The following is a 22,233-nucleotide window of genomic DNA, read 5'->3' on the forward strand; positions in this document are numbered from 1 at the left end:
TAAAAGTTACATATTTTGCGTCCAAAATGTGACGGATGTTTACTAACTTCGCCTTATAGTAATCTTGTATTTGTTACCATTGTCTACATAATGAAATTCCGTTTACTCTCCCTGATATGCATGTCGTTTGCATTCGGCTGCACCAAAAATGTGTCACCGGACGAATACAATGCCAAAGCAGCTGACCCAAAAATATTCCATGAAACAGCGACGCACCTGACGGATGTGATCATTCATGACATTTTCAAACCGCCGGTTGCCAGCCGTATTTACAGTTATTCTTTCCTTGCTGCCTACGAAGCGCTCGTGCCAGCATATCCTGAATATCAGTCACTTGGCGGACAACTCGTCAAATTTACATCACCGCAGAAACCGGATTCCTCCCTTGCGTATTGCTATCCGCTTGCCAGTATAAAGGCATTTGCAACGGTGGGCCGCACGCTTACGTTTTCCGGGAATATGTGGGACGATTATGAGAAGGATCTTTTTCAAAAATATCGCGATATGGGCATTCCGGACGATGTTTTTGAACGCTCCACTGCATACGGTGACTCTGTGGCCAAGCATGTGCTCGCCTATTCTGCAAAAGATCATTACAAAGAGATTCGCGGTTATCGCTATACGGTGACAAATGCGCCCGGAACCTGGGTGCCTACGCCGCCTGCATATGCGGATGCCTGCGAGCCTATGTGGAACACCGTTAGGACTTTTGCATTGGATTCCGTGACGCAGTTCCGCTGTCCGCCGCCAGCCAAATACGATCTTGACAAGAAAAGCAAGTTCATGGAACTGGCGATGGAAGTTTACAATATAGGCAAAACGATTACCGAGGAACAGAAGGCAACGGCTTATTTTTGGGATGATAATGCGTTTGTAACAAATGTGGTAGGCCATGCCATGTTTGCAAACAAGAAAATGACCCCGGCCGGACATTGGCTGGCAATTATCAGGACCGTAGCCACAGACAAGAAACTCGATCTGATGCGTTCGACCGAAGCTTATACATTAGGAGCATTATCCCTTTTCGATGCATTTTCGGCTTGCTGGGATGAGAAATACCGGACAGTTCGGATCCGCCCGGAAACTGTGATCAACAACAACTGGGACCCTAACTGGCGGCCATTTTTGGAAACCCCTGCATTCCCGGAATATGTGAGCGGCCACAGCGCTATTTCAGCCGCCTGCGGAACTGTACTCACGCATCTGATTGGTGACAATGTTGCCTTCACCGATACGACCGAAAAGAAATACGGCCATGGTATCAAATCATTTAAATCCTTTGAAGAGGCGTATTGGGATGCCTCCATAAGCCGGGTCTACGGCGGGATACATTACCGCGACGGTGTCGAGCAAGGAACTTATTTAGGTCAGAAGGTAGGTGAAAATGTCTGGAAACGTGCCGTTACCAAAAAAGGCCGGCACGAAATCGCTGCGAAATAATGTAAGCTGATCCAGTCAAAAAAACGGTTTTCCGGATCAGCCGAAAGCTAATCTTATTTCACATGATCTGAATTGTAATGCAGCCCGATGTTCTCGCGTCGGGCCATTGCCATTTTAATGATCAGATAGGAAACCGAAATCATGTTCCGGAGCTCGCAAATGGCTACGGAAACTTTGGATTCCCGGTAAAGCTGTTCGTGCTCTTCGTGAAGCAGTTCCAGGCGGTCATAGGCCCGTTTCATACGACGGTTTGTGCGCACAATGCCAACATAATTGGACATAATGCTATTCAATTCCCGCGTCATTTCAGTCACCAAAACCTGTTCTTCGGGATGCGTGGTGCCCGTATCGTCCCATTCCGGAATGTTGTCGGGCGTGACTGCATCATTAAAACTGTCAACCGTACTTTCATAAGCCCTGTGCCCGAACACAACAGCTTCAAGCAATGAGTTGGAAGCCAGGCGATTGGAACCATGCAGACCTGTGCAGGAACATTCTCCCACTGCGTAAAGGAAGTTAATGTTGGTTTTGCCCCATTCATTAACCTTAATCCCTCCGCACATATAATGCTGCGCAGGAACAACCGGAATCATGTCTTTTCTGACGTCAATGCCGGATTTAAGGCAGTATTCGGTAATGTTGGGGAAATGCTCTAAAAATTTCTCATAATCCAGGTGGCGCACATCCAGATACACATGATCGACACCATTCTTTTTCATTTCGGAGTCGATGGCCCTGGCTACAATGTCGCGCGGGGCGAGCGAAAGCCGGTCGTCGTAAAGCTCCATGAAAGTGCTGCCATCCGCGCGTTTTAAAATCCCTCCAAATCCTCTCACCGCTTCCGATATCAGAAAAGAGGGTTTTTGCCCTGGCTGATAAAAACTGGTGGGATGAAACTGGATAAACTCCATATTGTCGCACAGGCCTTTGGCGCGATAAGCCATGGCAATGCCGTCGCCGGTTGCAATGGTAGGATTGGTTGTGCTTTGATAAATGTTGCCGATTCCTCCCGTGGCTAACATGGTTGTTTTAGCCACAAATTTCTCCACTTCGCCGGTCTGGCGGTTCAGCACGTAAGCGCCGTAACACTGGATATCTTCCCGGTAACGATAAACGGTTTCACCCAAATGATGCTGCGTAATGAGCTCTACGGCATAGTAATGTGTAAAAACCTGAATGCTCTTGTGCCTGTTTACCTCTTCCAGTAACGCGCGCTCGATCTCCGCGCCGGTAATGTCTTTGAAATGCAGGATCCGGTGGTCCGAATGTCCGCCTTCTTTGGCTAAATCGTATTCCCCGCCCTTTTCTCTGTCAAATCGTGTTCCGTAATCGATCAGTTCCTGTATGCGCTGGGGCGCTTCGCGCACTACAATTTCGACAATGTTACGCTTGTTAACCTCATCGCCCGCATCCATGGTGTCCTGAATGTGCTTTTCGAACGAATCCGATTCGGCCCAAACCACCGCAATTCCACCTTGCGCGTATTTGGTGTTGGTTTCATCTGCCTGGACTTTGGTAATGACCGCAATGGAAATTTCCTGTTGTAATTCGTCAAAATGTCTCGCCAGCTTGGCTGCATAACTTAATCCGGCAATCCCGGAACCGATAATCAGGAAATCGAATTGGGGCATTTGTTTCAGGTTAATGTTTGGGCAATGTGTCCGGCTTTCGGCAGTCGGTTAAGCGCCGACTGTCAAAAGCTGTTCTAAATTCCTCTGCTTAATTCCAGCATCCGGGCAACGGATTTGTATGCTTTCAGCCGGATATCTTCCGGAACAAAAATCTCCGGTTGTTCATACAAAAGGGCATTGTACACTTTCTCTAATGTATTCATTTTCATATAAGGACATTCGGAGCAGGCGCAGGTGTTATTGTCTGAGCCGGGAGCCGGGATCAATTTCTTGTCCGGAACCGATTGTTTCATTTTATGCAAAATTCCCGCTTCTGTCGCAACGATGAATTTCTGATGCGGCGATGCTTTTACAAAAGTCAGCAATCCGGTAGTTGAGCTCACAAAATCGGCTTGCATTAATATGTCTTCCTTGCATTCGGGATGCGCAATCAGCAATGCATCCGGATGTTCCTCCCGGAGTTGTTTTAATTTTTCTCTTGAAATATCAATGTGAACGATGCAGGCGCCATCCCAAAGAACCATTTCACGCCCCGTTTTTTGAGCCACGTATCTTCCCAGATTAGCGTCGGGAGCAAAAATAATTTTCTGATCAGGCGGCAAACTGTTAACAATCTGCAATGCGTTTGAAGAGGTGCAGACAATGTCCGTCAAGGCTTTGATTTCAGCCGAACAGTTGATGTAACTGATCACAATATGATCAGGATATTGTGCCTTGAATGCAGCGAACTTATCAGCCGGAGCAGAATCCGCCAGGGAGCAGCCTGCATTCAAATCGGGAATGACAACTTTTTTACTCGGACTTAAAACCTTTGCCGTTTCACCCATGAAATGCACACCGCAGAATACGATCATATCAGCTTCTGTGGCCGCGGCTTGCTGCGAAAGGCCAAGACTATCACCGATATAGTCTGCAAGATCCTGGATTTCAGCGTCTACATAATAGTGCGCCAGGATCACGGCATTCTTTTCTTTTTTCAATCGATTGATTTCAGCAATTAAATCAATATCATCAGCAACAGCCTCGGTAACATAACCGTAACGGTTGACCTGCTCTTCAATAGTTGTCATTATGGTGAATAATTGGCTTTTAGTTGATCATAAAAATTCCGGCCACCGCGTGGCGGCCACCGCGTGGACCCGAATTTACACTAATAAACCAATGAAAAGCAAAGAAAGTGCATCGGTATAAAAATGAAAGGCCGCCGGAAATGTTTCCAGCGGCCTTTTTATAGGTTTGTCTGATGTCTGCTATTATAATATCCAGCGGAAGAAAACGTAAAGTGTTCCAGATAACAGCATGGTAACAGGCAATGTCAGCACCCACGCGATCACGATATTCCGGATCGTGCCGCCCTGCAAGTTCTTAACGCCCTTACTCGCCACCATGGAACCTGCAATCCCGGAAGAAAGCACGTGCGTGGTGCTTACGGGAAGTCCTAAGTATGAAGAAACGCCGATGGTGCTGGCTGCCACTAGTTCGGCAGACGCCCCTTGTGCGTAGGTTAAATGTTGCTTACCGATCTTTTCACCGATGGTAACCACAATCCGTTTCCAGCCTACCATGGTGCCAAGTCCCAGGGAAAGTGAAATCATCAAGATCACCCAATCCGGCGCATAATCTGTATATCTTCTGATCCCGCCTTCACTTCCCGACTGCATTTTAAGGAATGCCTTATCGTCCGTATTCAGGTTAGCATGGCCGTTATCCAGAATCGTTTTCAGGTTACGGCTGATCAGCAGCAATGAGCGACGGGCATTCATCCGGTCTTCCAAAGGCAGCTTGTGATCTACCAGCGGCTTCTGGATCTGCGCATTGAGTGTATCAATTTCCGACTGGATGGTGAAAAGATGGTGACGGTCAGAAACAGAGAGTCTGGATGAATCAATGGTGCTAACCGCCCGTTCAATGCCGGCCAGGTCCGCCTTCATGCCGGCAGGATCAATGCTGTTGTCAAGTGCAAAATGTGCAGGAACAATGCCGATCAGAATTAGCATGACAAGGCCCACGCCTTTTTGCCCGTCATTTGATCCGTGAAAAAAGCTTACCAATGTACAGGTTGTGATCAAAATAGCACGTATCCAGAGCGGAGGCGGCTGATTTTTCTTTGGTTCACTAAAAACAATTTCGCGAAGCGGCTTGGAAAGCATTCTGCGCAAAATGAACATAATGATGATCGCCAGCGCAAAACCGAAGATCGGCGATGTAAGCAATGAAGTGAAAAGCTCCTGTGCTTTGGTCCAGTTCACACCCGCGCCTTCTGAATTTTCAGGCATGAATGTAAATGCCAGACCAACACCCAGAATGGAGCCGATCAATGTATGTGAGCTTGAACTGGGAAGTCCGAAATACCAGGTTCCAAGGTTCCAGATAATGGCGCTGATCAGCAATGAAAAAACCATAGCGGCGCTATGGTAGACATTCTGATCGATCAATAATTCAACGGGAAGCAGGTTGACAATCCCCATCGCAACGGCAATCCCACCCAGGAACACACCGCAAAAATTCATAAAACCTGACCAGATTACGGCCACATTGGGTTTTAATGAATTGGTATAAATAACTGTCGCAACTGCGTTGGCTGTATCGTGGAAACCATTTACAAACTCGAATGCACAAGCCGCTAAAATACTGAGAGCGAGGAGGATAAAAATGTCGGTTTCAAGACCAAACATAAAAGAAGAATATAGGTTTATTTAATAGGAGACAAAACTACTTATTCCTTACCGTTGCAATATTACCAAATTGTTAATTCAGGTTTCAGAATAAGTATCGGAGATTATGCTGCTTCTTTATTGGCCAACTGGCCGCAAGCTGCATCAATGTCCTTGCCGCGACTCCTGCGAACATGCACAGAAACGCCCCTGTCTTCGAGATATGCGGCAAATTTGTCCAGTCTGGCTGCTTCGGTGTTCTTAAAATCTGCCTCAGCAATCGGATTGTACTCTATAATGTTCACCCGCGCCGGAACACGTTTTGTAAACTCCCACAATTCCTTCGCGTCCTGCAAAGTGTCATTGAAGTTGTTAAAAACAATGTATTCGAATGTGATGCGGTTACCTGTTTTCTTATAAAAGTAGTTCAAAGCCTCCGCCAGGTTATCCAGTGAATTGGACTCATTGATAGGCATGATCTGATTTCTCTTCTCGTCATTGGCAGCATGCAATGATAATGCAAGTCTGAACTTAACCTCATCATCCCCAAGCTTTTTGATCATCTTGGCTATGCCAGCTGTGGAAACCGTAATGCGCCGGGGCGACATATTGAGGCCTTCGGGAGAAGTAATGTGTGCGATAGATTCCAGTACATTGGCATAGTTAAGCAAAGGTTCGCCCATGCCCATGTATACGATGTTGGTCAATGGTGCCTTGAAACTTCCTTCCGCCTGTCTTGCGATCGCTACAACCTGATCGTAAATTTCTCCTGCTTCCAGGTTGCGTTTGCGGTCCATATAACCTGTTGCGCAGAACTTGCAGGTTAATGAGCAACCCACCTGGCTGCTTACGCAAGCCGTCATGCGGTCGGCTGCAGGAATCAGAACGCCTTCAACCAGGTTGCCGTCAAACAGTTTGAATGCAGATTTTATAGTCCCGTCATTGCTTTGCTGCTGCTTGGCGATGTCGAGCGAGTGGATCAGGAAGTGCTCGTTGAGCAACTGGCGTGTTGCGAGCGACAAATTGGTCATTTCATCAAATGAATGTGCCGATTTTTTCCAGATCCATTCAAAAACCTGTTTGGCACGAAAACCCTTCTCTCCATGCGTGGCCAGCCAGCTTTTAAGCTGTTCAACGTCCATTTTCCGGATATCCTGCCGCTTATTAATTTCAATCATTATTTTCTTTCTATTAGCCCGGTGCGTGAAGCATCCGGACGATTTGATTCGCAAAGTTACTGAAACTCAATCAGGGAACGTAACCTTTGCTGAATTTTGAAAGTTCAAATCATGGTGATTTTTGTACAAATCACAGATCCTCCTGCGAAACTTCCTCCTTTTCATCATCCAGATATTCCCGCTTCCATTCTTTAATCAGCTCGGTTCCAGACGGCATCCAGGTGAGTGCTTTTGTAATGAGGTTTGGCGCAACGGGCACCACAATTGGATAAAGATAAGTATCGTCCGTCCTGTGCGCAGGGATTTTTACACCAATCGCATTCACAAGCCAGAAAAAAACGCTGATCCCGAAAACCCAGGTCAGCACGCCCACCATGCCGCCCGCGAGGCTATCAAATGTCCCCAGCATGGAAAAGCGGAGCGATCTGCGGATAGAATAGCCAAATTGGTTTAAAAGAAAAATAGTAGGAAAGAAAATGGCCGAAAACCCAACATAAGGAAGGATTTTCTTGGCCACACTATCACTGAAATAAGGTGTGAGAATTTCCATTCCCAGCCCTAAAAATTTGAAACCCAATACCATGGCTATCACAAGTCCGGCAATGCCGATAATTTCAATTAAAAGTCCTTTGCGATAACCATGCAATGCCCCCCAAAGGAGGGGAAGGAGGATGAGAACATCCAATAATTTCATGCTAACAAGCTCTTTACCAAAGTAGAAACCACACGTCCGTCTGCCTGTCCAGCCAATTCTTTGGTTGCCACGCCCATCACTTTACCCATATCCGCAGGTGACGACGCTCCTACCCGGGCGATAATGTCCTGCAATTTGGCCTTAACCTCATCTTCTGTAAGCTGTTTCGGAAGGAATTGCTCGATAATCGCGAGCTCCGCTTCCTCCTTTTCCAGAAGGTCAGGACGGTTTTGAGTTTTGTAAATATCGGCCGATTCGCGACGTTGTTTTGCTGCCTTGGTGAGCAGTTTAAGTTCGTCATCAGCAGTGAGTTCACCCGTAGCGCCGCCTTTTGTTTCTTCCAGAAGGATAAGTGACTTAATCGCGCGCAAAGCCCGCAATGTATCCTGATCTTTCGCCCGCATGGCATCCTTAATGCCTGATTCAACTTGCGTTTTTAGTGACATGGTATTATAATTTTGAATGAGTGAATGAGTGAATGACTGAATGATTTCTAATTTTGAATGATTGAATGAGCGGGCGCCGTTGCGCTGAATGACTGAATGTATTTTTAAATTTGAATATCAAAGGTTGAATTAAAATCGGCCAATGGGGCTGCAAAGTTAAAGGAAACCTTATAAATTGTCCTATTCCACGTAACCACTCATTCAATCATTCACACACATTCAATCATTCAATCATTCAATCATTCAGTCATTCAGTCATTCAGCGCAACGGCGCCCGCTCATTCACTCATTCACTCATTCACTCATTGCCTATGACACGTCTAAGCGTTAACATCAACAAGATAGCAACCCTGCGTAATTCACGCGGGGGCGATAATCCCAATGTGCTTAAAGTGGCGCTGGATTGTGAGCGGTTTGGGGCGCAAGGCATTACGGTCCATCCCCGCCCCGACGAACGTCATATCCGTTACCAGGATGTTTATGACCTGAAAGAAGTTGTGACTACGGAATTTAACATCGAGGGAAATCCTTCTGAAAAAAAATTCGTGGAGCTGGTGCTGACGAACAAACCAGACCAGGTAACATTGGTGCCGGACGCATTGCATGCCATCACTTCCAATGCAGGCTGGGATACGGTTACCAACAGAAGCGAGCTGACTGATCTGATCCAGACATTCAAATCCGCTGGAATCCGTGTTTCGGTTTTTGTAGATCCGGACGAAAGAATGGTCGAAGGCGCAAAAATCTGCGGCGCCGACCGTGTGGAGCTTTACACAGAGCCATATGCTGCACAATATTTCGAAAATCGCCAAAAAGCGGTGTTACCATTCGTTTTGGCTGCTGAAAAAGCGCGGGAGGTTGGAATAGGATTGAATGCTGGACATGACCTTAGCCTTGATAACCTTCACTTTTTGAAACAAAGCATTCCCTGGATGGATGAAGTTTCCATAGGGCACGCTTTGATTTCGGACGCGTTGTATTTGGGACTGGAAAATACGATCCAGATGTATTTAAGGGAGTTGGAGTTGTAGTGTAGCGTAGCGGTCCTCCACTTCGGCCGCCCGGCGGCCCGGTCCGCTCAGTGTGACAGGCAATAAGTCTGTCACACTGAGCGGAGCCGAAGTGCTACCACCCCGTCCGATACTCCCTCTTCACAAAGCGGTTAGCCACGTCAAAATTCGTTATCTTCATATTAGCACCGTCCCAAATGAGCTTTTGACGTCCTGGGAAGTTGAAGCCGCCTTTTCCGTCTGCTTTGGGTTCGCGATGGAGGTAGGAACGTACGGCCAGGTTTCCCATTAAGACGATTTCGGTTAATGGTCCGGATTCTTCGAATGCGGAACTTGTGTATGTGCCGTGGCCCTTTTTGCAAGCTTGTACAAATTGCTGCTGATGCCCTTCTGAGCCGCCCGGGACTAATGCACGGGGTTTAATGTTCGGTCTTACTGTTTCAAATTTCTTTTCGGGCCATAAGCGCGGATTGTTACCGAACATTTCTGCGCTCAGGATTCCCTTGGTGCCGGTGAAGAGCATGCCGCCGTCAACACTTCCGAAAACGGTTTTGTAATCACAGCCTTCGGGCAGCTGCGGGCGCATTCCGCCGTCGTACCAGGAGAAATTAATGTCCTTACCCGGCGTTTTGGAGGCAAATTTCATGTGGATGGAAGCCGATGGCGGGGCTACGTCATCGAAAAATGCCTGCTTAAAAAAGTCGGCATACACGGATCCTACGCTGCATTCCACCGATGTGGGGTAGCCCAGTTTCAATGCCCGGAACGGCACGTCGATGAAATGGCAGCCCATATCGCCTAGTGCGCCCGTGCCAAAATCCCAGTAACCGCGCCATCTGAATGGCATATAGGCTTCGTGGTAATCGCGTTTCGGAGCGGTGCCCAGCCAGAGATCCCAGTCCACACCTTGCGGAATGGGTTGTGATTCTCCTTTGTCTTTGGGCGATTGCACGCCTTGCGGCCACACGGGCCGGTCTGTCCAGACTTCAATTTTATGCACGTCCCCGATAATGCCGGACTGGACCAATGCTTCTGTTTGCCGGGTCCCATCGCTGCTGCTTCCCTGGTTGCCCATTTGGGTTACCACTTTATATTTTTTTGCGGCAATGGTGAGGTTACGCGCTTCCCAAATGTCCTTGGTCAGGGGTTTTTCCACATATACATGTTTTCCAAGCTCCATTGCGGCCATCGCAATCGGGAAATGCATGTGATCGGGCGTGGTAACGATCACGGCATCCATGTTTTTGGCTTCCTTTTCAAACATTTTCCGGTAATCCTTATAATAAGGTGCATTCGGAAATTGCTTGCGGTATTTCTCCGACTGACGGTCATCGACGTCGCATAACGCAACAATGTTTTCCGCACCATTATTATAAGCCAGCCTGATATTAACATCCGCTTTTCCACCGCAGCCCACTGCCGCAATGTTCAGCTTATCGCTGGGCGGGATAAAACCTTTACCCAAAACATGTCTTGGAACGATCATGAAAGTCCCGGCCGTCAGCGCGCCGGCTTTTAAGAAATCCCTGCGCCTGATCTCATTATTTCCGGACTCATTTTGCTGTTCCATAACACGTCATGATTTAGGTTTTGAATAAATATTAACCGTCAAAAATGAAAAGGATTTGGCTGCGGAAGACTACTAACGTCCCCCGAAAGTTTCGGCGATGCGCATCGCTACGCCCATATCACCGTCGATTTTAAGCTTGCCTGTCATATATGCCATCATGGCATTCAGGTCGCCGTCGATGAGTTTGAGCGCATTCTTGGTAGAAACTTCAAATGTGCAATCTGCTTCCAGGTCATCATTGGAAACCGTGTTAGGCACTGATTTGCTGTCTATAAATACGTTTCCTTCTTCGGTTTTAAACTTAACGGTTGCATTAAGGCCGCTGTCGGTTCCCAGGATATTTTTAACACGGTCGGTCAGAATTTGTAGGCTCATATAAGCTGGTCTTTCGGTTGTTGAATTATTTTCGGACTAAAAATGACAAATGTATGTTCCCTTATAAGAATATTCAAATGGCTTTGGTGTTTTCAGCTAAAACCACAAATTTTACACGCATCATCAGAAAATCCTGCTGATATTATTTACTACCCAATGAGTGAACCAGTAATCCGTCCTACATTTCTTACCATATTATGTATCCTGACTTTTATGAGCTCCGTGTCCGGCCTCTGGACACAATCCGAGAGGTTATGGAACCCTGAAATCATGGCTGACAAGACACGTGAAACATTTGAAGGCGTGCGTGAAAACCTTGAAAATCAGGCAACAACTGCGGATACGGAGACCATGGACAAAATGTTCGAGGCGGTGATCGAGCAAACTACTGCCGGGTCCATTAAAACGGGAGCGATCATTATGCTGATTTTTGAATCGCTGTCCTTATTTGCGGCTTATTTAATGTGGAACCTCGATAAAAGGGGCTTCTACTTATATATGGGCGGAATCGCCGTTGCTTTTCTTTTGCCGCTGTTTCTGATCGGTGGTTGGTTAGGGGTTATTACATCCATGGCTGGGGTCTTCTTCAGTATTTTTATGCTAATTATGTATGCTTTCAATTTGAAACACATGCATTCGGCATAACCTCTTGCATTCCACGAAGAAAAGATTTTATTTTGCGGACTAATTTGAATCGAGAAAATGGCTTTAATTACAAAAATCAGAGAAAAATCCGGGATCGCTGTGACGGTTATCGCGATCAGTTTAATTCTTTTTATGGTGGGGGGCGACTTAATGGGCCCAAATTCCATGCTTGGAGGGGGAAATGATCAGACTGTTGGTGAAATCGCCGGCAAAGAAATCAACATTAAAGACTTCCAGTCACGCGTGGACGGCTTTCGTCAGAATTACGAAGCACAGTCGGGACGCAGCCTGAACGAAAATGAGCTGGCGTCGCTGAGAGATCAGGCCTGGAACCAGTTCGTAGTCGACATTGCCTATAAAAAAGAATTTGAAGATCTTGGACTCACTGTTACCGACCAGGAATTGGTCGAAATGGTTCAGGGTAACCACATCAGCCCATCGATTCTACAAGCTTTTTCTGATCCTACCACTGGTAAATTTGATAAAAACGCCGTTGTTAACTATCTGAAAAATCTTAAAACACTCCCTGTTGAACAACAAAAATCCTGGGAGAATTTTGAGAAAAGCCTTCGTGAAGAGCGGACGCGTGCCAAATATGAAAACATGCTCAGACTTTCAACTTACATTCCGAAAGCACTGGCTGAAAAAGAATATGTGGCGCAAAACAGCAAAGCAACACTTCGTTACCTGTATGTGCCTTATTTCTCGGTTGTGGACACCACAATTAAAGTTACAGACAAGCAACTTGAAGATTATCTGAGCGCGCACCGCTCGGAATACAAAGGGACCGATACGCGTTCAATCGAATACGTTACTTTCCCGATCCAGCCTGCCAAAGACGACAGCGCTGCATTATACAGCGAAATTAAGGAACTTGCCCGCGGCCTGGCCACTGCGCAGAACGATTCATCTTTCGCAGCTATGAACTCAGACATTCCTTTGCCAATCAATATGTCATTGGGAACCATGTCCGATCAGTTGAAAGAAGCCGTAAAAACATTCGTTCCGGGTGGCGTTTATGGCCCTTACCGCGAAGGCAACACTTATTATATATACAAATACGGCGGGACGCGCGTGGATACGGTTGCTTCTGCAAGAGCCAGCCACATTCTGATCCGTGCTGAAAACCAGTCTGACTCTGCAAAAGCTGCGGCTCGTACCAAGGCGGAAGGCATTCTTGCCCAAATCCGTGCGGGTGCTAATTTTGAAGCATTGGCTGCAACAACCAGCGCTGACCCGCAATCTGCACAGCGTGGTGGTGACCTGAGCTATTTCCAGAATAATGGTCAAATGGTGAAGCCTTTCGAAGAAGCTGTATTCTCTGCAACTGCTCCGGGCCTGATCCCAAGATTGGTTGAGAGCCAGTTTGGTTTCCACATTATCAAGGTTACTGATCCAAAATCAAACACATTGTACCGCATTGCAGCCATCGGAAAAACGATTGCCCCAAGCCAGGCAACACGTGATGAGGCTTACAGAAAAGCGGATGAGTTTGCAAACACGGTTAAAACAAAAACTGACTTTGACGAAGCGGTTAAGAAAAACAAAGCATTGGTTGTAGCCAACGCAAACCGCATCCCTGAATCTGCAACGAACATTAACGCCATCCAAAACGGCCGTGATATCGTAAGATGGGCATTTAAAGATGATTCAGACATTAACGAGGTTTCTCCTGTTTTTGAAACTGAGGAACAATATATCGTAGCTGTGCTTGTTGGCAAGTCTGACGCGAAGGATGTAAAAGTTGCTGACTTCCGCGATGAGCTTACTACTAAGGTTCGTAACCAGATCAAAGCAGAACAAATCACTGCAAAGCTGAAAGGTGCAACAGGCGACCTTCCTGCTATCGCTGCCAAATACGGCGCAGGTGCATTGGTTGAAAACGCAACGGATATTTCACTTGCAACAGGATTTTTAACCAGCGCAGGATTTGATCCGATCGCATTGGGTAAAGCATTCGGCTTGAAGCCAGGTCAGAAATCAGATGTTTTCACGGGTGAGAATGGTGTTTTCATTATGGAACTGGTTAGCAAAACAGAGGCGCCTAAGGTTGCGGATTACACGCAATACAAAACGCAGCTGACGCAATCACTGGAAAGCCGCATGTCGTATCTTGTAAACGAAGCGATCCGCGAGAACGCTAAAATCGAAGATCGCCGCGCGAAATTCTTTTGATTAGATTCAAAACATTCAATAAAAAGAGGAGCAGAAATCATTTCTGCTCCTCTTTTTATTTTCACTGCAAAAAATTCAGAAAAAAGTGATAGTATTGCAGCATGAAATGTCAATGTTACACTTATTAATAAAGAACAAATCACAATGAGCATCTTACTCGGAGAACAGGAGTATTTCAAAGGAATCGGGAAAATCGCATTTGAAGGTCCTGAATCAGACAATCCACTGGCTTATCGTTTCTACGACGAAAACCGGATCATAGCAGGCAAAAGCATGAAAGATCACCTTCGCTTTGCTGTTGCTTACTGGCATACATTCTGCGGTTCAGGCCTTGACCCATTTGGCGGACCTACCCTTTTTTACCCATGGGACAAAAAAGCAGATGCCGTTGACCGCGCGAAAGACAAAGCAGATGCTGCATTTGAATTTATTACCAAATTAGGTGTCCCTTACTACTGCTTCCACGATCTGGACGTTGTTGATTATGAGGACGATGTAAAGACAAACGAACAGCGTTTGCAAGCATTGACAGCCTATTTGGGTCAGAAACAAAAGGAATCCGGCGTTAAATTGCTTTGGGGAACTGCTAACCTGTTCAGCCATCACCGTTACATGAACGGCGCTTCTACCAACCCTGATTTCGATGTGGTTACACACGCAGGCGCTCAGGTAAAAATGGCTTTGGACGCTACAATCGCGCTAGGCGGAGAAAATTATGTGTTCTGGGGCGGTCGCGAAGGTTATATGACTTTGCTGAATACAGACATGAAACGTGAGCAGGAGCACTTTGCGCAGATGCTTAAAATGTCTGTGGCTTATGCACGTGCAAATGGTTTCAAAGGTAAATTCTTCATCGAACCAAAACCTTGCGAGCCTACAAAACACCAGTATGACTATGATGCAGCAACCGTAATCGGTTTCCTTCGTCAGCACGACTTGCTGGGCGACTTTGCATTGAACCTGGAAGTAAACCACGCTACATTGGCGGGACATACATTTGAGCACGAGCTACAAGTTGCTGTTGACGCAGGAATTTTGGGATCGATCGACGCTAACCGTGGTGATTACCAAAACGGATGGGATACAGACCAATTCCCGAACGACCTCGCTGAATGGACCAAAGCATTGCTGGTAATCCTGAAAGGCGGCGGATTGCAAGGCGGCGGAATCAACTTCGATGCAAAACGTCGTCGTAACTCAACCGATGTAGAAGACGTTTTCCACGCACACATCGGTGGTATCGACACAGTAGCAAGAGCATTGATCGTTGCCGATAAGATCATCCAAAACGGAGAATACGACAAAATCCGCACCGACCGCTACGCAAGCTTCGACGGAGGAAAAGGCGCTGACTTCGAAAAAGGACAACTGAAACTGGAAGATCTGTTTGATCTGGCTGCCGGTAAAGGCGAGCCTGCAACGATTTCTGGCAAACAGGAGTATTTGGAGAACTTGATTAATCGGTTTATCTAGGGATGTGGGTTGGGCTATGACCCTGTCAGCTTACACCGTATATGCCCTGTCAGCCTGAGCGGAGACGAAGGCGCGCTACTCCTGGGTAACGTGCTTCGGCTCCGCTCAGCATGACAGTGTTAATGGGCGCTCAGGCTGACAGTGTTAATGGGCGCTCAGGCTGACAGGCTATGTGACAGGCTTATATCCGCTCAGGTTGGCAACCTACTTTCACTCTTCACTCAGCTCCTTATTAATAGCAACGATCCGTTGCTGAATCTCTTTCTGGACTGTCTCCAATCTTTTATCTTCCATAGGCTTTGCCATTTCCAGGATATTAGCCTGTAACAGGTCGCGCTCTTTTACGGCTTTGTCCATCTTCGCCGTGAGGCGTTTTTTGGCGTCTCCATCGGCGGACTTTATTTTATCATTGAGCTTGGCAATGCGCTCCTGTAAGCTGGATTCTTCTTTTTTGAGCGATGCCATGTAATCGCGCTGCTTCTCGTTCAATTTATCATTCGCTTCCAGCAGATCTTCCTTCGCAGCGGCCATGTCGGTTGTATCCGAAGTGCTGGCTATTTCCTGACTGGCTTCGTCGGCGGTTTCCAGGGCTTTTTCTTCCGCATTTGCCAATTCTTTTCTGTCTTTATCAGCTCCTGAGTTGCAACCTACCAGCAAAGCGCCAGCGGCTATTGCGAAATTTGCGAAAACGATTCTTGTTAACTTCTTCATATCAGATCAAATTTGGTGATGATAGTCCAAACGGATAAAATACAATGCCAGCAACAAAGAAGCCGCTGAAAAATTTCCAGCGGCTTGCACCTTTAATATGCTTAACTATTAACCTAAATGCACGAATTGTAACGTTTCTGACTGCTTAATATCCGTTGTTCTGGCGCAGATTCGTGTTGTTACGGATTTCGGCGGTGGGGATCGGGAACAGCAGTTCGCGTTCTGTTACCGTGGGTCCATAAGTAAATTTGTGGCCTACGTAATTTTCAAACGTCTTGGTTTTAACGTTGAATGCTTTCCGCAATCTTACCATATCAAACCAGGTAATGTTCTCGAAACACAGCTCATGCCAGCGCTCTTTCCAGATCGCTTCACGCAATTTATCCTTCGCCAAACCGGTCAGTGCGGGCAATTGTGCGCGTGTCCTGATGGCATTAACCGCTTCTAAAACTTTGGCAGATGGCCCGGTTGCTTCGTTTGCAGCTTCCGCGTAAGTCAGTAAAACATCGGCGTAGCGGATCACAGGCCAGTTCAGGTCGCTGTTGGCTGTGCTGGTTTGGGCTACGTTATCGAAATGTTTGTAAATAAAATATCCACCGAGATCTACTTCTTTGGTCCGGTCTGTTTCGTTGGTGAATTTGGTGTAGAAAAATTGCTTTTCCTTGATCCTCAAATCAGCGGCATCGTACGATTTTACAAAATCTGCTGTTGAGTAAATCCCACCCGTTTCATCCGAATACTGTGAGATATTTTTGTTGTAAGGGATGATCGACACCTGCCAGTTGGACGGAAGGATCTGCGTCCTAAACTGGATCATGAAGATATTTTCCTCCACATTTTTCTTAGCCGGGTTGTGAAGGTCATCATAGGAAGCAAAAAGCTTGAATTGTTTCGAATCAATCACTTCGCCAGCTTTTTCAGCTGCCAGTGCATAATGAGTAGCGCCTTTTTGCAATGGAAAACCGGCCATAGTAAGGTAAACCTGAGACATCAGCGATTTCACAGCACCCATGCTCACTTTTCCCGAAACATCAGCCCAGGGCAAGCCGGATGCTTCCGCCACCTTTAAATCCTCCACAATCAGGTTATACACATCCTCCGCAGCCGCGGCGGTTGGCTTCAATTGCTCGGATGTAAGATCCACCGGCTTGGTTACCAGCGGAATGTTGCCAAACATGCGCACCAGGTTGAAATAATAGAAAGCTCTCAGGAAACTTGCTTCACCAACGAGCATTTTGGCCTCAGCAGGGTTAATAGCAGGGATATTGGGTATTTTCTCGATGGAAAGATTGGCGTTGGCTATGCCCCTGTAATAGGCCGCCCAATAAGTCTGGCTGTACCCGTTATCAGAAGTATTCCTCAGATCTTTGACAAAATAGCTGTTAACAGCCTGCCCCAGATCCGTCCCGGCCAGTCCGGTTGCAAATTCAGTCATCATCCAGGCACCGCCGCCAAATCCGCTTGAAAGAGGCTCACGCAAACTAGCATAGATAGAATTGACTGCACTACGGCCCTGTGCGGGGGTAGTAAAATAGCTGTCGGTTGTGAAATTGCTGGGATCTGATTCATCCAGGAAATCCTTGCAACCTGTGGCCCAAAACATACTCACCACGGTGGTGAACAGTCCGATTTTTTTTGATATACTATTCATATAATGATTCGAATAAAGGTCAAGATTTACAAACCAATGTTGAGTCCGAGCATAAACACTCTTGGCTTCGGATAATCGTACAATCCAAATCCCTGGTCAAATGGTGAGCCTGAATTGGAAACTTCCGGGTCATAACCTTTGTATTTGGTGGTCACGAAGAAGTTCTGGATTGAGCCATAGATTCTCAGGCGGTCCAGTTTGAGCTTCGAGACCGTCGACGCCGGGAACGAGTAGGCCAGCAACAGGTTGCGCCCGCGGATGAATGAACCATCGGTAACTTTATGGCTGTCGTTGTTGGTGTCGTAACCCGCATTGATCGGCCGTACTTGTGCAATTGGCGTATTCTGATTTGTCTCTGTCCAGGCGTTCAGCACTGTTTTATAACTGTTGGCAATGCCTTGTCTGTCTTCTGCCGAGTGGATACTCCGGTCCAGCACGTCGTTTCCGTACATATATTGCAAATCCACCGTGAGCGACCAGGCTTTGTACTGAAAGGTGTTCAGGAATGTTCCGAAACCGTCGGGAATACCTTTTCCGATGATCGCCCGGTCCAGGTCATTAATTGCTCCGTCTTCGTTCAGGTCCGCGTATTTCACGTCACCCGGCAGCTCGCCGTAACTCTTTGCCAGATCTGCCTCTGCTGTTGACCATGTTCCCTGGTTCACCCTTCCGAAAAACGAACCCACCGGCTCACCAACCCGGATTACCGTGGCTCCCGAGAAAATGTCACTGCCACCGGACAATGCCAGTACTTTGTTTTTATTGACAGAAATGTTGAAGGTGGTATTCCAGGAGAAATCACCCGCTTTAATGTTGGTAGAATTCACTGCAAACTCAACCCCTTTGTTTTCCATGCTTCCGACATTGGTAAAAATGCTGCTGTAACCACTGCTTAAAGGAAGTGGCGCATCAAGAAGCATTTCATTCACTTTTCTCCGATAAAGGTCTAGTTCAAAGCTCAGTCTGTTTGAAAACAAGCCCAGTTCTATTCCCAAATCAACCTGCTGTGTTTTTTCCCATTGCAGGTTCGAGTTCGACATTCGGCTGATGCCCGTGCCAATGGCGCGGTTGCCACCAAAAATCACACTATAATCGATCACATTCGAGATATTGTTGGTCATACCGGCCAATGCGCGGTAAGCAGGGATTTCCGAGTTACCCGTAGCGCCATAGCTCGCCCTGATTTTCAGGTTGGAGATCGCCGCGTTCGATTTCAGGAATTCTTCTTCGGACACGCGCCATGCAAGTGCCGCCGATGGGAAGAATGCATATCTGTTGGCATCCCCGAATTTGGAAGAACCATCTATCCGGCCTGTGAAGGTGACCAGATATTTATCCATCAGGCTATAATTCAGCCTTGCAAAGTAAGAGTTGAGCCCATAAGCCTGCGCATTGGAAGTTGGGGCCAGTGCAGTTGCTCCTGCTCCAAGGTTATTGAACTGAAAATAAGTATCCGTAAAATTCTGGCTCCTGGCAAGATTTTCAAACCGGTCCACGTGCTGCCACGACAAACCCAGCATTGCATTAATGGAATGGATTTTCCCAAAATCCCGGACATAGGTCAAGTAGTTTTCAAACTGCCATGAATTGAAACGTCTGTTCTGAACAGAGGCATCACCATTATTTGAAATGTACTGCAAGCCCGCCGCAGCAAAATAGTCCTCGCGCTGATTAATCACATTGGTTCCTATTGTCGAGCGAAAATCCAGGCCTGGTGCCAGGCTTATTGTCGCGTACATGTTTCCAAGCATTGTCTGGGTTCTCAGGTAGGACAACCGCTCCGCTCCTACGCGCAATGGGCTGTCGCCACCTTCCATTCCGGGATAATCCCTGTTGCTCGCCCATCTTCCGTCAGGATATTTAACTGGGATAATCGGCAAAGCTTCCAGCACCTGGCGCATAGCCGTGATACCTCCACCGCCCAACTGGTCAATTTGCTTTTCGTTTTGGTCGGTATAACCCAGGGTTCCTCCTACTTTTAGCCAGCTTTTGATCTGGCTATCGAATACAAATCTTCCTGCAAACCGTTTCTGCCACGATTCGCGCACGATCCCGTTTTCATTCCGGTAGTTCAGGAATGCGCCGTAGCTTCCTTTTTCACTTCCGCCTGTTAAGCCAAGCTGGTGGTTTTGTGTAAATGCTTTCTGGAATGTTTCATCCTGCCAATCCGTGTCGTAAAGCGGGTTACCACTTGCATCGAATAGCAGCGGATTAGTACGTTTCAGCTTAGGATCGGTGTATTTGGTTCCCGTCGCCCAGCCTACCGGATCGAATTTTGCGGCATTGACATAAGCCTGTTCTTCCACTGCCAAAAACTCTCTCGAATTCAAAACTGGCAGTTTTTTAGGTGCTATACCAATGGAAATGTCGGTATCGTAAGTAACTTTTCCGCCGCCGGATGTTCCGCGCTTCGTGGTTACAAGGATTACCCCGTTCGCACCTCTGGCACCATAAATAGCCGTGGAAGAGGCATCTTTTAAAACTTCAATGGAAGCAATGTCGTTCGGGTTAATGTAATCAATGGGTGTACTTCCGTTCGCAAGGTCCACTGCATTCAAAATGACTCCGTCGATCACATACAGCGGATTATTAGAAACAGAAATCGAGCTTGCTCCACGGATACGAATGTTCGCGCGCCCACCCGGCCGACCCGAGTTGGACGACACATTCACACCGGCAATGCGGCCCGAAAGTCCCTGGTTCAGGGAGGATGCAGGGCGTTCTTGTAAAACTTCTCCTTTTATCGTTCCAACAGCGCCGGTAAGGTCAGATTTCTTCACTGTTCCATAGCCCACAACAACGATCTCGTCAAGCGCATTTTCGTCAGGTAACATTGTCACGTCAATGGCCGACTGGCTTCCGACTGTTACTTCCTGGGATTTATATCCTACAAAGCTCATTACAAGCACGTTCTGAGATCCGCCATCCGGAATATCCAGTGTAAATTCTCCATTGGCGCCGGTTGAAGTCCCGCGTTGGGTTCCTTTTAAAACCACGCTTACGCCGGGCAGTCCGCCGCCCGATTCGTCCAAAACTTTTCCTTTAACCGTCCTGTCTGCCACCGCTTGCGTGCCAGATGAAGTCAGCAGCGCCTGCTGGTTCAGCAAAGCCTGGTCTGTGGATGTTGGCTTGCCGGGAGCAGCGTCTTTTGTCCTGATTTCCGTAATGACAAAAGTATTTTTCCGCGTCCTTTTGTAGGTCAAACCGTTCTGTTGTAACAATAAACCCAGATTTTTTTCAAGTGACTGGTTGAAATCCAGTGTGCCAACGGCAACATTGACGGATCTTACCAGGCGGTCCTCGAAAATAATCTCAACCCCATAATGTTTCTGCAAATCAAGCAGCACATTCTTTAACTTCATTTCCTGGCCGAAACTGGTATGCTGGCGCGTGGGAATAGAAGCGTAAGCGATAATCTGGGAGTGGGCAACCAGAGAAGATTGCGTCATCAGCACAATCCCGATTGCTACCCATTGCTTAGCTGATAGCGTTATATTCATAGTTAATTGATTTAGGTATTTATTGGTTTTTTAAAATGATGGTATCGCCGTTCTGCTCTATTTTCATGTCGAGAACCTCAGAAACCGTTTTCAACAGCTCGTCGGCATTCTTCGTTTTGAAATTTCCCGTAATGGTCCGCTCCGCGATCTCTGCATGGGAAAGCTTTACTTTCTGACCGAAATTTTCATCGATCATGGCCAGAATATCCCTTACTGATGTGGAATTAAAAACATAGCGCTGCTCTTTCCAGGTCGCAAATGTGTTGGTATCCTGCTTTTTGGCCAGCTGAACAGCTCCGGCTGGATCTACCACTGCCATGTCGCCTGGTTCCATCATGACTTCTTTACGCTCGTTGTTCTGAGAATAGTCAATGCGGACGCTGCCACTTTTTAAAGCTACTTTGGTTCCCCGCGGACGGGCAAACACCGAGAATGTTGTCCCGAGCACTTCCACTTGAAAATCATCTGATGTTTTTACCACAAACCGCTTATCATCAATGGTATGGCTTACTGCAAATTCCGCTTCTCCTTCCAGAATCACATTTCTTACTTCGTCGTCAAATCCTAACCGCGGGATTTTCAGCTTTGAGTTTGAGTTTAGCGCAACGCGGCTGCCGTCTTCGAGATATACGTCGGTCGTTTGGCCGTAAGCGGTTTGGTAGGTTTTATACTGCAAGGGTTCGCGAAACCACCAGCCAAATCCCACAACGAATGTTACCGAAGCTGCCATTAACCAGAAGCTGTTAGACCTTGCCGAGAAGAAGTTCGGGCGAACGTGGCCGACCGATGTTTTGGAAGATTCTTCAACGGGCTCCGTTTCCAGGCGATGCAGCAGGGATTTGATTGCGGCGTCCTGATCCGGAACAAATTGCGGGCTTTTTGTTTCATATTCCATCAGCCATTGACTGAATGTCTCCTCATTATCTTTTTCCCGGATCCAATCTTCTACAAGCTGCCGTTCCAGCGGATTGGCGCGACCCGCCAAATACTCGAACAGCGTGTATTTTGATATAATTTTTTTCATCATGTTTTTAGTTTCGAAATAGTTGTCACGGTCCTTTTGACACATGACATTCAGGT

General features: G+C 47.1%; 17 protein-coding genes. 5 read left to right on the forward strand and 12 right to left on the reverse strand.

Features of this window, described 5'->3' with window-relative positions; genetic code table 11:
* Nucleotides 1-90: 90 nt before the first annotated feature.
* Nucleotides 91-1,440: a vanadium-dependent haloperoxidase gene (locus tag NFI80_RS13540; protein ID WP_235157785.1), complete on the forward strand. Its 1,350-nt coding sequence runs from the start codon at nucleotides 91-93 to the stop codon at nucleotides 1,438-1,440.
* A 53-nt stretch (nucleotides 1,441-1,493) separates the two neighbouring features.
* Here NFI80_RS13540 and nadB read toward each other — a convergent pair whose 3' ends face one another.
* The 6 genes from nadB to NFI80_RS13570 all read right to left on the reverse strand — a co-directional run bounded on the left by nadB (nucleotide 1,494) and on the right by NFI80_RS13570 (nucleotide 8,043).
* On the reverse strand, nucleotides 1,494-3,071 hold the full coding sequence (gene nadB / locus NFI80_RS13545; RefSeq protein WP_235162732.1) for an L-aspartate oxidase: 1,578 nt from the start codon (nucleotides 3,069-3,071) through the stop codon (nucleotides 1,494-1,496).
* A gap of 74 nt (nucleotides 3,072-3,145) precedes the next feature.
* Nucleotides 3,146-4,141 carry a quinolinate synthase NadA gene (nadA, locus tag NFI80_RS13550; protein ID WP_235157775.1) on the reverse strand — a complete coding sequence of 332 codons (996 nt, stop codon included), beginning with the start codon at nucleotides 4,139-4,141 and terminating at the stop codon, nucleotides 3,146-3,148.
* Between the two features lie 183 nt (nucleotides 4,142-4,324).
* Nucleotides 4,325-5,746 carry an inorganic phosphate transporter gene (locus NFI80_RS13555; RefSeq protein ID WP_233795466.1) on the reverse strand — a complete coding sequence of 474 codons (1,422 nt, stop codon included), beginning with the start codon at nucleotides 5,744-5,746 and terminating at the stop codon, nucleotides 4,325-4,327.
* A 104-nt stretch (nucleotides 5,747-5,850) separates the two neighbouring features.
* Nucleotides 5,851-6,903: a dual-specificity RNA methyltransferase RlmN gene (gene rlmN, locus NFI80_RS13560; RefSeq protein ID WP_235162731.1), complete on the reverse strand. Its 1,053-nt coding sequence runs from the start codon at nucleotides 6,901-6,903 to the stop codon at nucleotides 5,851-5,853.
* A 130-nt stretch (nucleotides 6,904-7,033) separates the two neighbouring features.
* A complete protein-coding gene (locus tag NFI80_RS13565; RefSeq protein WP_233795464.1) occupies nucleotides 7,034-7,597 on the reverse strand; it encodes a CvpA family protein in 564 nt (187 codons plus the stop codon).
* Nucleotides 7,594-8,043, reverse strand: coding sequence for a GatB/YqeY domain-containing protein (locus NFI80_RS13570; protein WP_082213687.1), 450 nt, complete (start codon nucleotides 8,041-8,043; stop codon nucleotides 7,594-7,596). Before NFI80_RS13570 ends, NFI80_RS13565 begins: the two co-directional genes overlap by 4 nt.
* 311 nt (nucleotides 8,044-8,354) lie before the next feature.
* Here NFI80_RS13570 and NFI80_RS13575 point away from each other — a divergent pair, with 311 nt between their 5' ends.
* Nucleotides 8,355-9,074 (forward strand): pyridoxine 5'-phosphate synthase, encoded by a 720-nt coding sequence (locus NFI80_RS13575; protein WP_235162730.1) that lies wholly within the window; start codon nucleotides 8,355-8,357, stop codon nucleotides 9,072-9,074.
* Nucleotides 9,075-9,168: 94 nt separating this feature from the next.
* On the opposite strand, the gene NFI80_RS13580 is transcribed toward NFI80_RS13575, so the two are convergent.
* Both NFI80_RS13580 and NFI80_RS13585 read right to left on the reverse strand, forming a co-directional pair.
* Nucleotides 9,169-10,623, reverse strand: coding sequence for a Gfo/Idh/MocA family protein (locus NFI80_RS13580; protein ID WP_235162729.1), 1,455 nt, complete (start codon nucleotides 10,621-10,623; stop codon nucleotides 9,169-9,171).
* 72 nt (nucleotides 10,624-10,695) lie between these two features.
* A complete protein-coding gene (locus NFI80_RS13585; protein WP_233795461.1) occupies nucleotides 10,696-10,998 on the reverse strand; it encodes an SCP2 sterol-binding domain-containing protein in 303 nt (100 codons plus the stop codon).
* A 156-nt stretch (nucleotides 10,999-11,154) separates the two neighbouring features.
* Here NFI80_RS13585 and NFI80_RS13590 point away from each other — a divergent pair, with 156 nt between their 5' ends.
* From NFI80_RS13590 to xylA, 3 genes are all read left to right on the forward strand, one after another.
* The gene (locus NFI80_RS13590) at nucleotides 11,155-11,643 is read left to right on the forward strand and encodes a hypothetical protein (protein ID WP_235162728.1); all 489 of its coding nucleotides are present in this window, start codon (nucleotides 11,155-11,157) and stop codon (nucleotides 11,641-11,643) included.
* A 57-nt stretch (nucleotides 11,644-11,700) separates the two neighbouring features.
* The gene (locus NFI80_RS13595; RefSeq protein ID WP_233795459.1) at nucleotides 11,701-13,818 is read left to right on the forward strand and encodes a peptidylprolyl isomerase; all 2,118 of its coding nucleotides are present in this window, start codon (nucleotides 11,701-11,703) and stop codon (nucleotides 13,816-13,818) included.
* A 144-nt stretch (nucleotides 13,819-13,962) separates the two neighbouring features.
* A complete protein-coding gene (xylA, locus tag NFI80_RS13600) occupies nucleotides 13,963-15,291 on the forward strand; it encodes a xylose isomerase (protein WP_233795458.1) in 1,329 nt (442 codons plus the stop codon).
* Between the two features lie 210 nt (nucleotides 15,292-15,501).
* Here xylA and NFI80_RS13605 read toward each other — a convergent pair whose 3' ends face one another.
* The 4 genes from NFI80_RS13605 to NFI80_RS13620 all read right to left on the reverse strand — a co-directional run bounded on the left by NFI80_RS13605 (nucleotide 15,502) and on the right by NFI80_RS13620 (nucleotide 22,177).
* Entirely contained in the window at nucleotides 15,502-16,002 is a 501-nt protein-coding gene (locus NFI80_RS13605; RefSeq protein WP_235162727.1) for a hypothetical protein, read from the reverse strand.
* Nucleotides 16,003-16,147: 145 nt separating this feature from the next.
* Nucleotides 16,148-17,653, reverse strand: coding sequence for a RagB/SusD family nutrient uptake outer membrane protein (locus NFI80_RS13610; RefSeq protein WP_233795456.1), 1,506 nt, complete (start codon nucleotides 17,651-17,653; stop codon nucleotides 16,148-16,150).
* Between the two features lie 26 nt (nucleotides 17,654-17,679).
* Nucleotides 17,680-21,153 (reverse strand): SusC/RagA family TonB-linked outer membrane protein, encoded by a 3,474-nt coding sequence (locus NFI80_RS13615; RefSeq protein WP_235162726.1) that lies wholly within the window; start codon nucleotides 21,151-21,153, stop codon nucleotides 17,680-17,682.
* Between the two features lie 19 nt (nucleotides 21,154-21,172).
* Nucleotides 21,173-22,177 (reverse strand): FecR family protein, encoded by a 1,005-nt coding sequence (locus tag NFI80_RS13620; protein WP_235162725.1) that lies wholly within the window; start codon nucleotides 22,175-22,177, stop codon nucleotides 21,173-21,175.
* Between the last annotated feature and the right edge of the window lie 56 nt (nucleotides 22,178-22,233).

The sequence above is a fragment of the Dyadobacter chenhuakuii genome, from assembly GCF_023821985.2.
GTDB classification, from domain to species: domain Bacteria; phylum Bacteroidota; class Bacteroidia; order Cytophagales; family Spirosomataceae; genus Dyadobacter; species Dyadobacter chenhuakuii.

What these genes read in the sequence shown, in the direction of transcription:
- NFI80_RS13615 (WP_235162726.1), bottom strand. Translation starts at nt 21,153, where the DNA reads ATGAATATAACGCTATCAGCTAAGCAATGGGTAGCAATCGGGATTGTG.
- NFI80_RS13595 (WP_233795459.1), top strand. Translation starts at nt 11,701, where the DNA reads ATGGCTTTAATTACAAAAATCAGAGAAAAATCCGGGATCGCTGTGACG.
- xylA (WP_233795458.1), top strand. Translation starts at nt 13,963, where the DNA reads ATGAGCATCTTACTCGGAGAACAGGAGTATTTCAAAGGAATCGGGAAA.
- NFI80_RS13570 (WP_082213687.1), bottom strand. Translation starts at nt 8,043, where the DNA reads ATGTCACTAAAAACGCAAGTTGAATCAGGCATTAAGGATGCCATGCGG.
- NFI80_RS13605 (WP_235162727.1), bottom strand. Translation starts at nt 16,002, where the DNA reads ATGAAGAAGTTAACAAGAATCGTTTTCGCAAATTTCGCAATAGCCGCT.
- nadA (WP_235157775.1), bottom strand. Translation starts at nt 4,141, where the DNA reads ATGACAACTATTGAAGAGCAGGTCAACCGTTACGGTTATGTTACCGAG.
- NFI80_RS13620 (WP_235162725.1), bottom strand. Translation starts at nt 22,177, where the DNA reads ATGAAAAAAATTATATCAAAATACACGCTGTTCGAGTATTTGGCGGGT.
- NFI80_RS13565 (WP_233795464.1), bottom strand. Translation starts at nt 7,597, where the DNA reads ATGAAATTATTGGATGTTCTCATCCTCCTTCCCCTCCTTTGGGGGGCA.
- nadB (WP_235162732.1), bottom strand. Translation starts at nt 3,071, where the DNA reads ATGCCCCAATTCGATTTCCTGATTATCGGTTCCGGGATTGCCGGATTA.
- NFI80_RS13555 (WP_233795466.1), bottom strand. Translation starts at nt 5,746, where the DNA reads ATGTTTGGTCTTGAAACCGACATTTTTATCCTCCTCGCTCTCAGTATT.
- NFI80_RS13575 (WP_235162730.1), top strand. Translation starts at nt 8,355, where the DNA reads ATGACACGTCTAAGCGTTAACATCAACAAGATAGCAACCCTGCGTAAT.
- NFI80_RS13540 (WP_235157785.1), top strand. Translation starts at nt 91, where the DNA reads ATGAAATTCCGTTTACTCTCCCTGATATGCATGTCGTTTGCATTCGGC.
- rlmN (WP_235162731.1), bottom strand. Translation starts at nt 6,903, where the DNA reads ATGATTGAAATTAATAAGCGGCAGGATATCCGGAAAATGGACGTTGAA.
- NFI80_RS13580 (WP_235162729.1), bottom strand. Translation starts at nt 10,623, where the DNA reads ATGGAACAGCAAAATGAGTCCGGAAATAATGAGATCAGGCGCAGGGAT.
- NFI80_RS13610 (WP_233795456.1), bottom strand. Translation starts at nt 17,653, where the DNA reads ATGAATAGTATATCAAAAAAAATCGGACTGTTCACCACCGTGGTGAGT.
- NFI80_RS13585 (WP_233795461.1), bottom strand. Translation starts at nt 10,998, where the DNA reads ATGAGCCTACAAATTCTGACCGACCGTGTTAAAAATATCCTGGGAACC.
- NFI80_RS13590 (WP_235162728.1), top strand. Translation starts at nt 11,155, where the DNA reads ATGAGTGAACCAGTAATCCGTCCTACATTTCTTACCATATTATGTATC.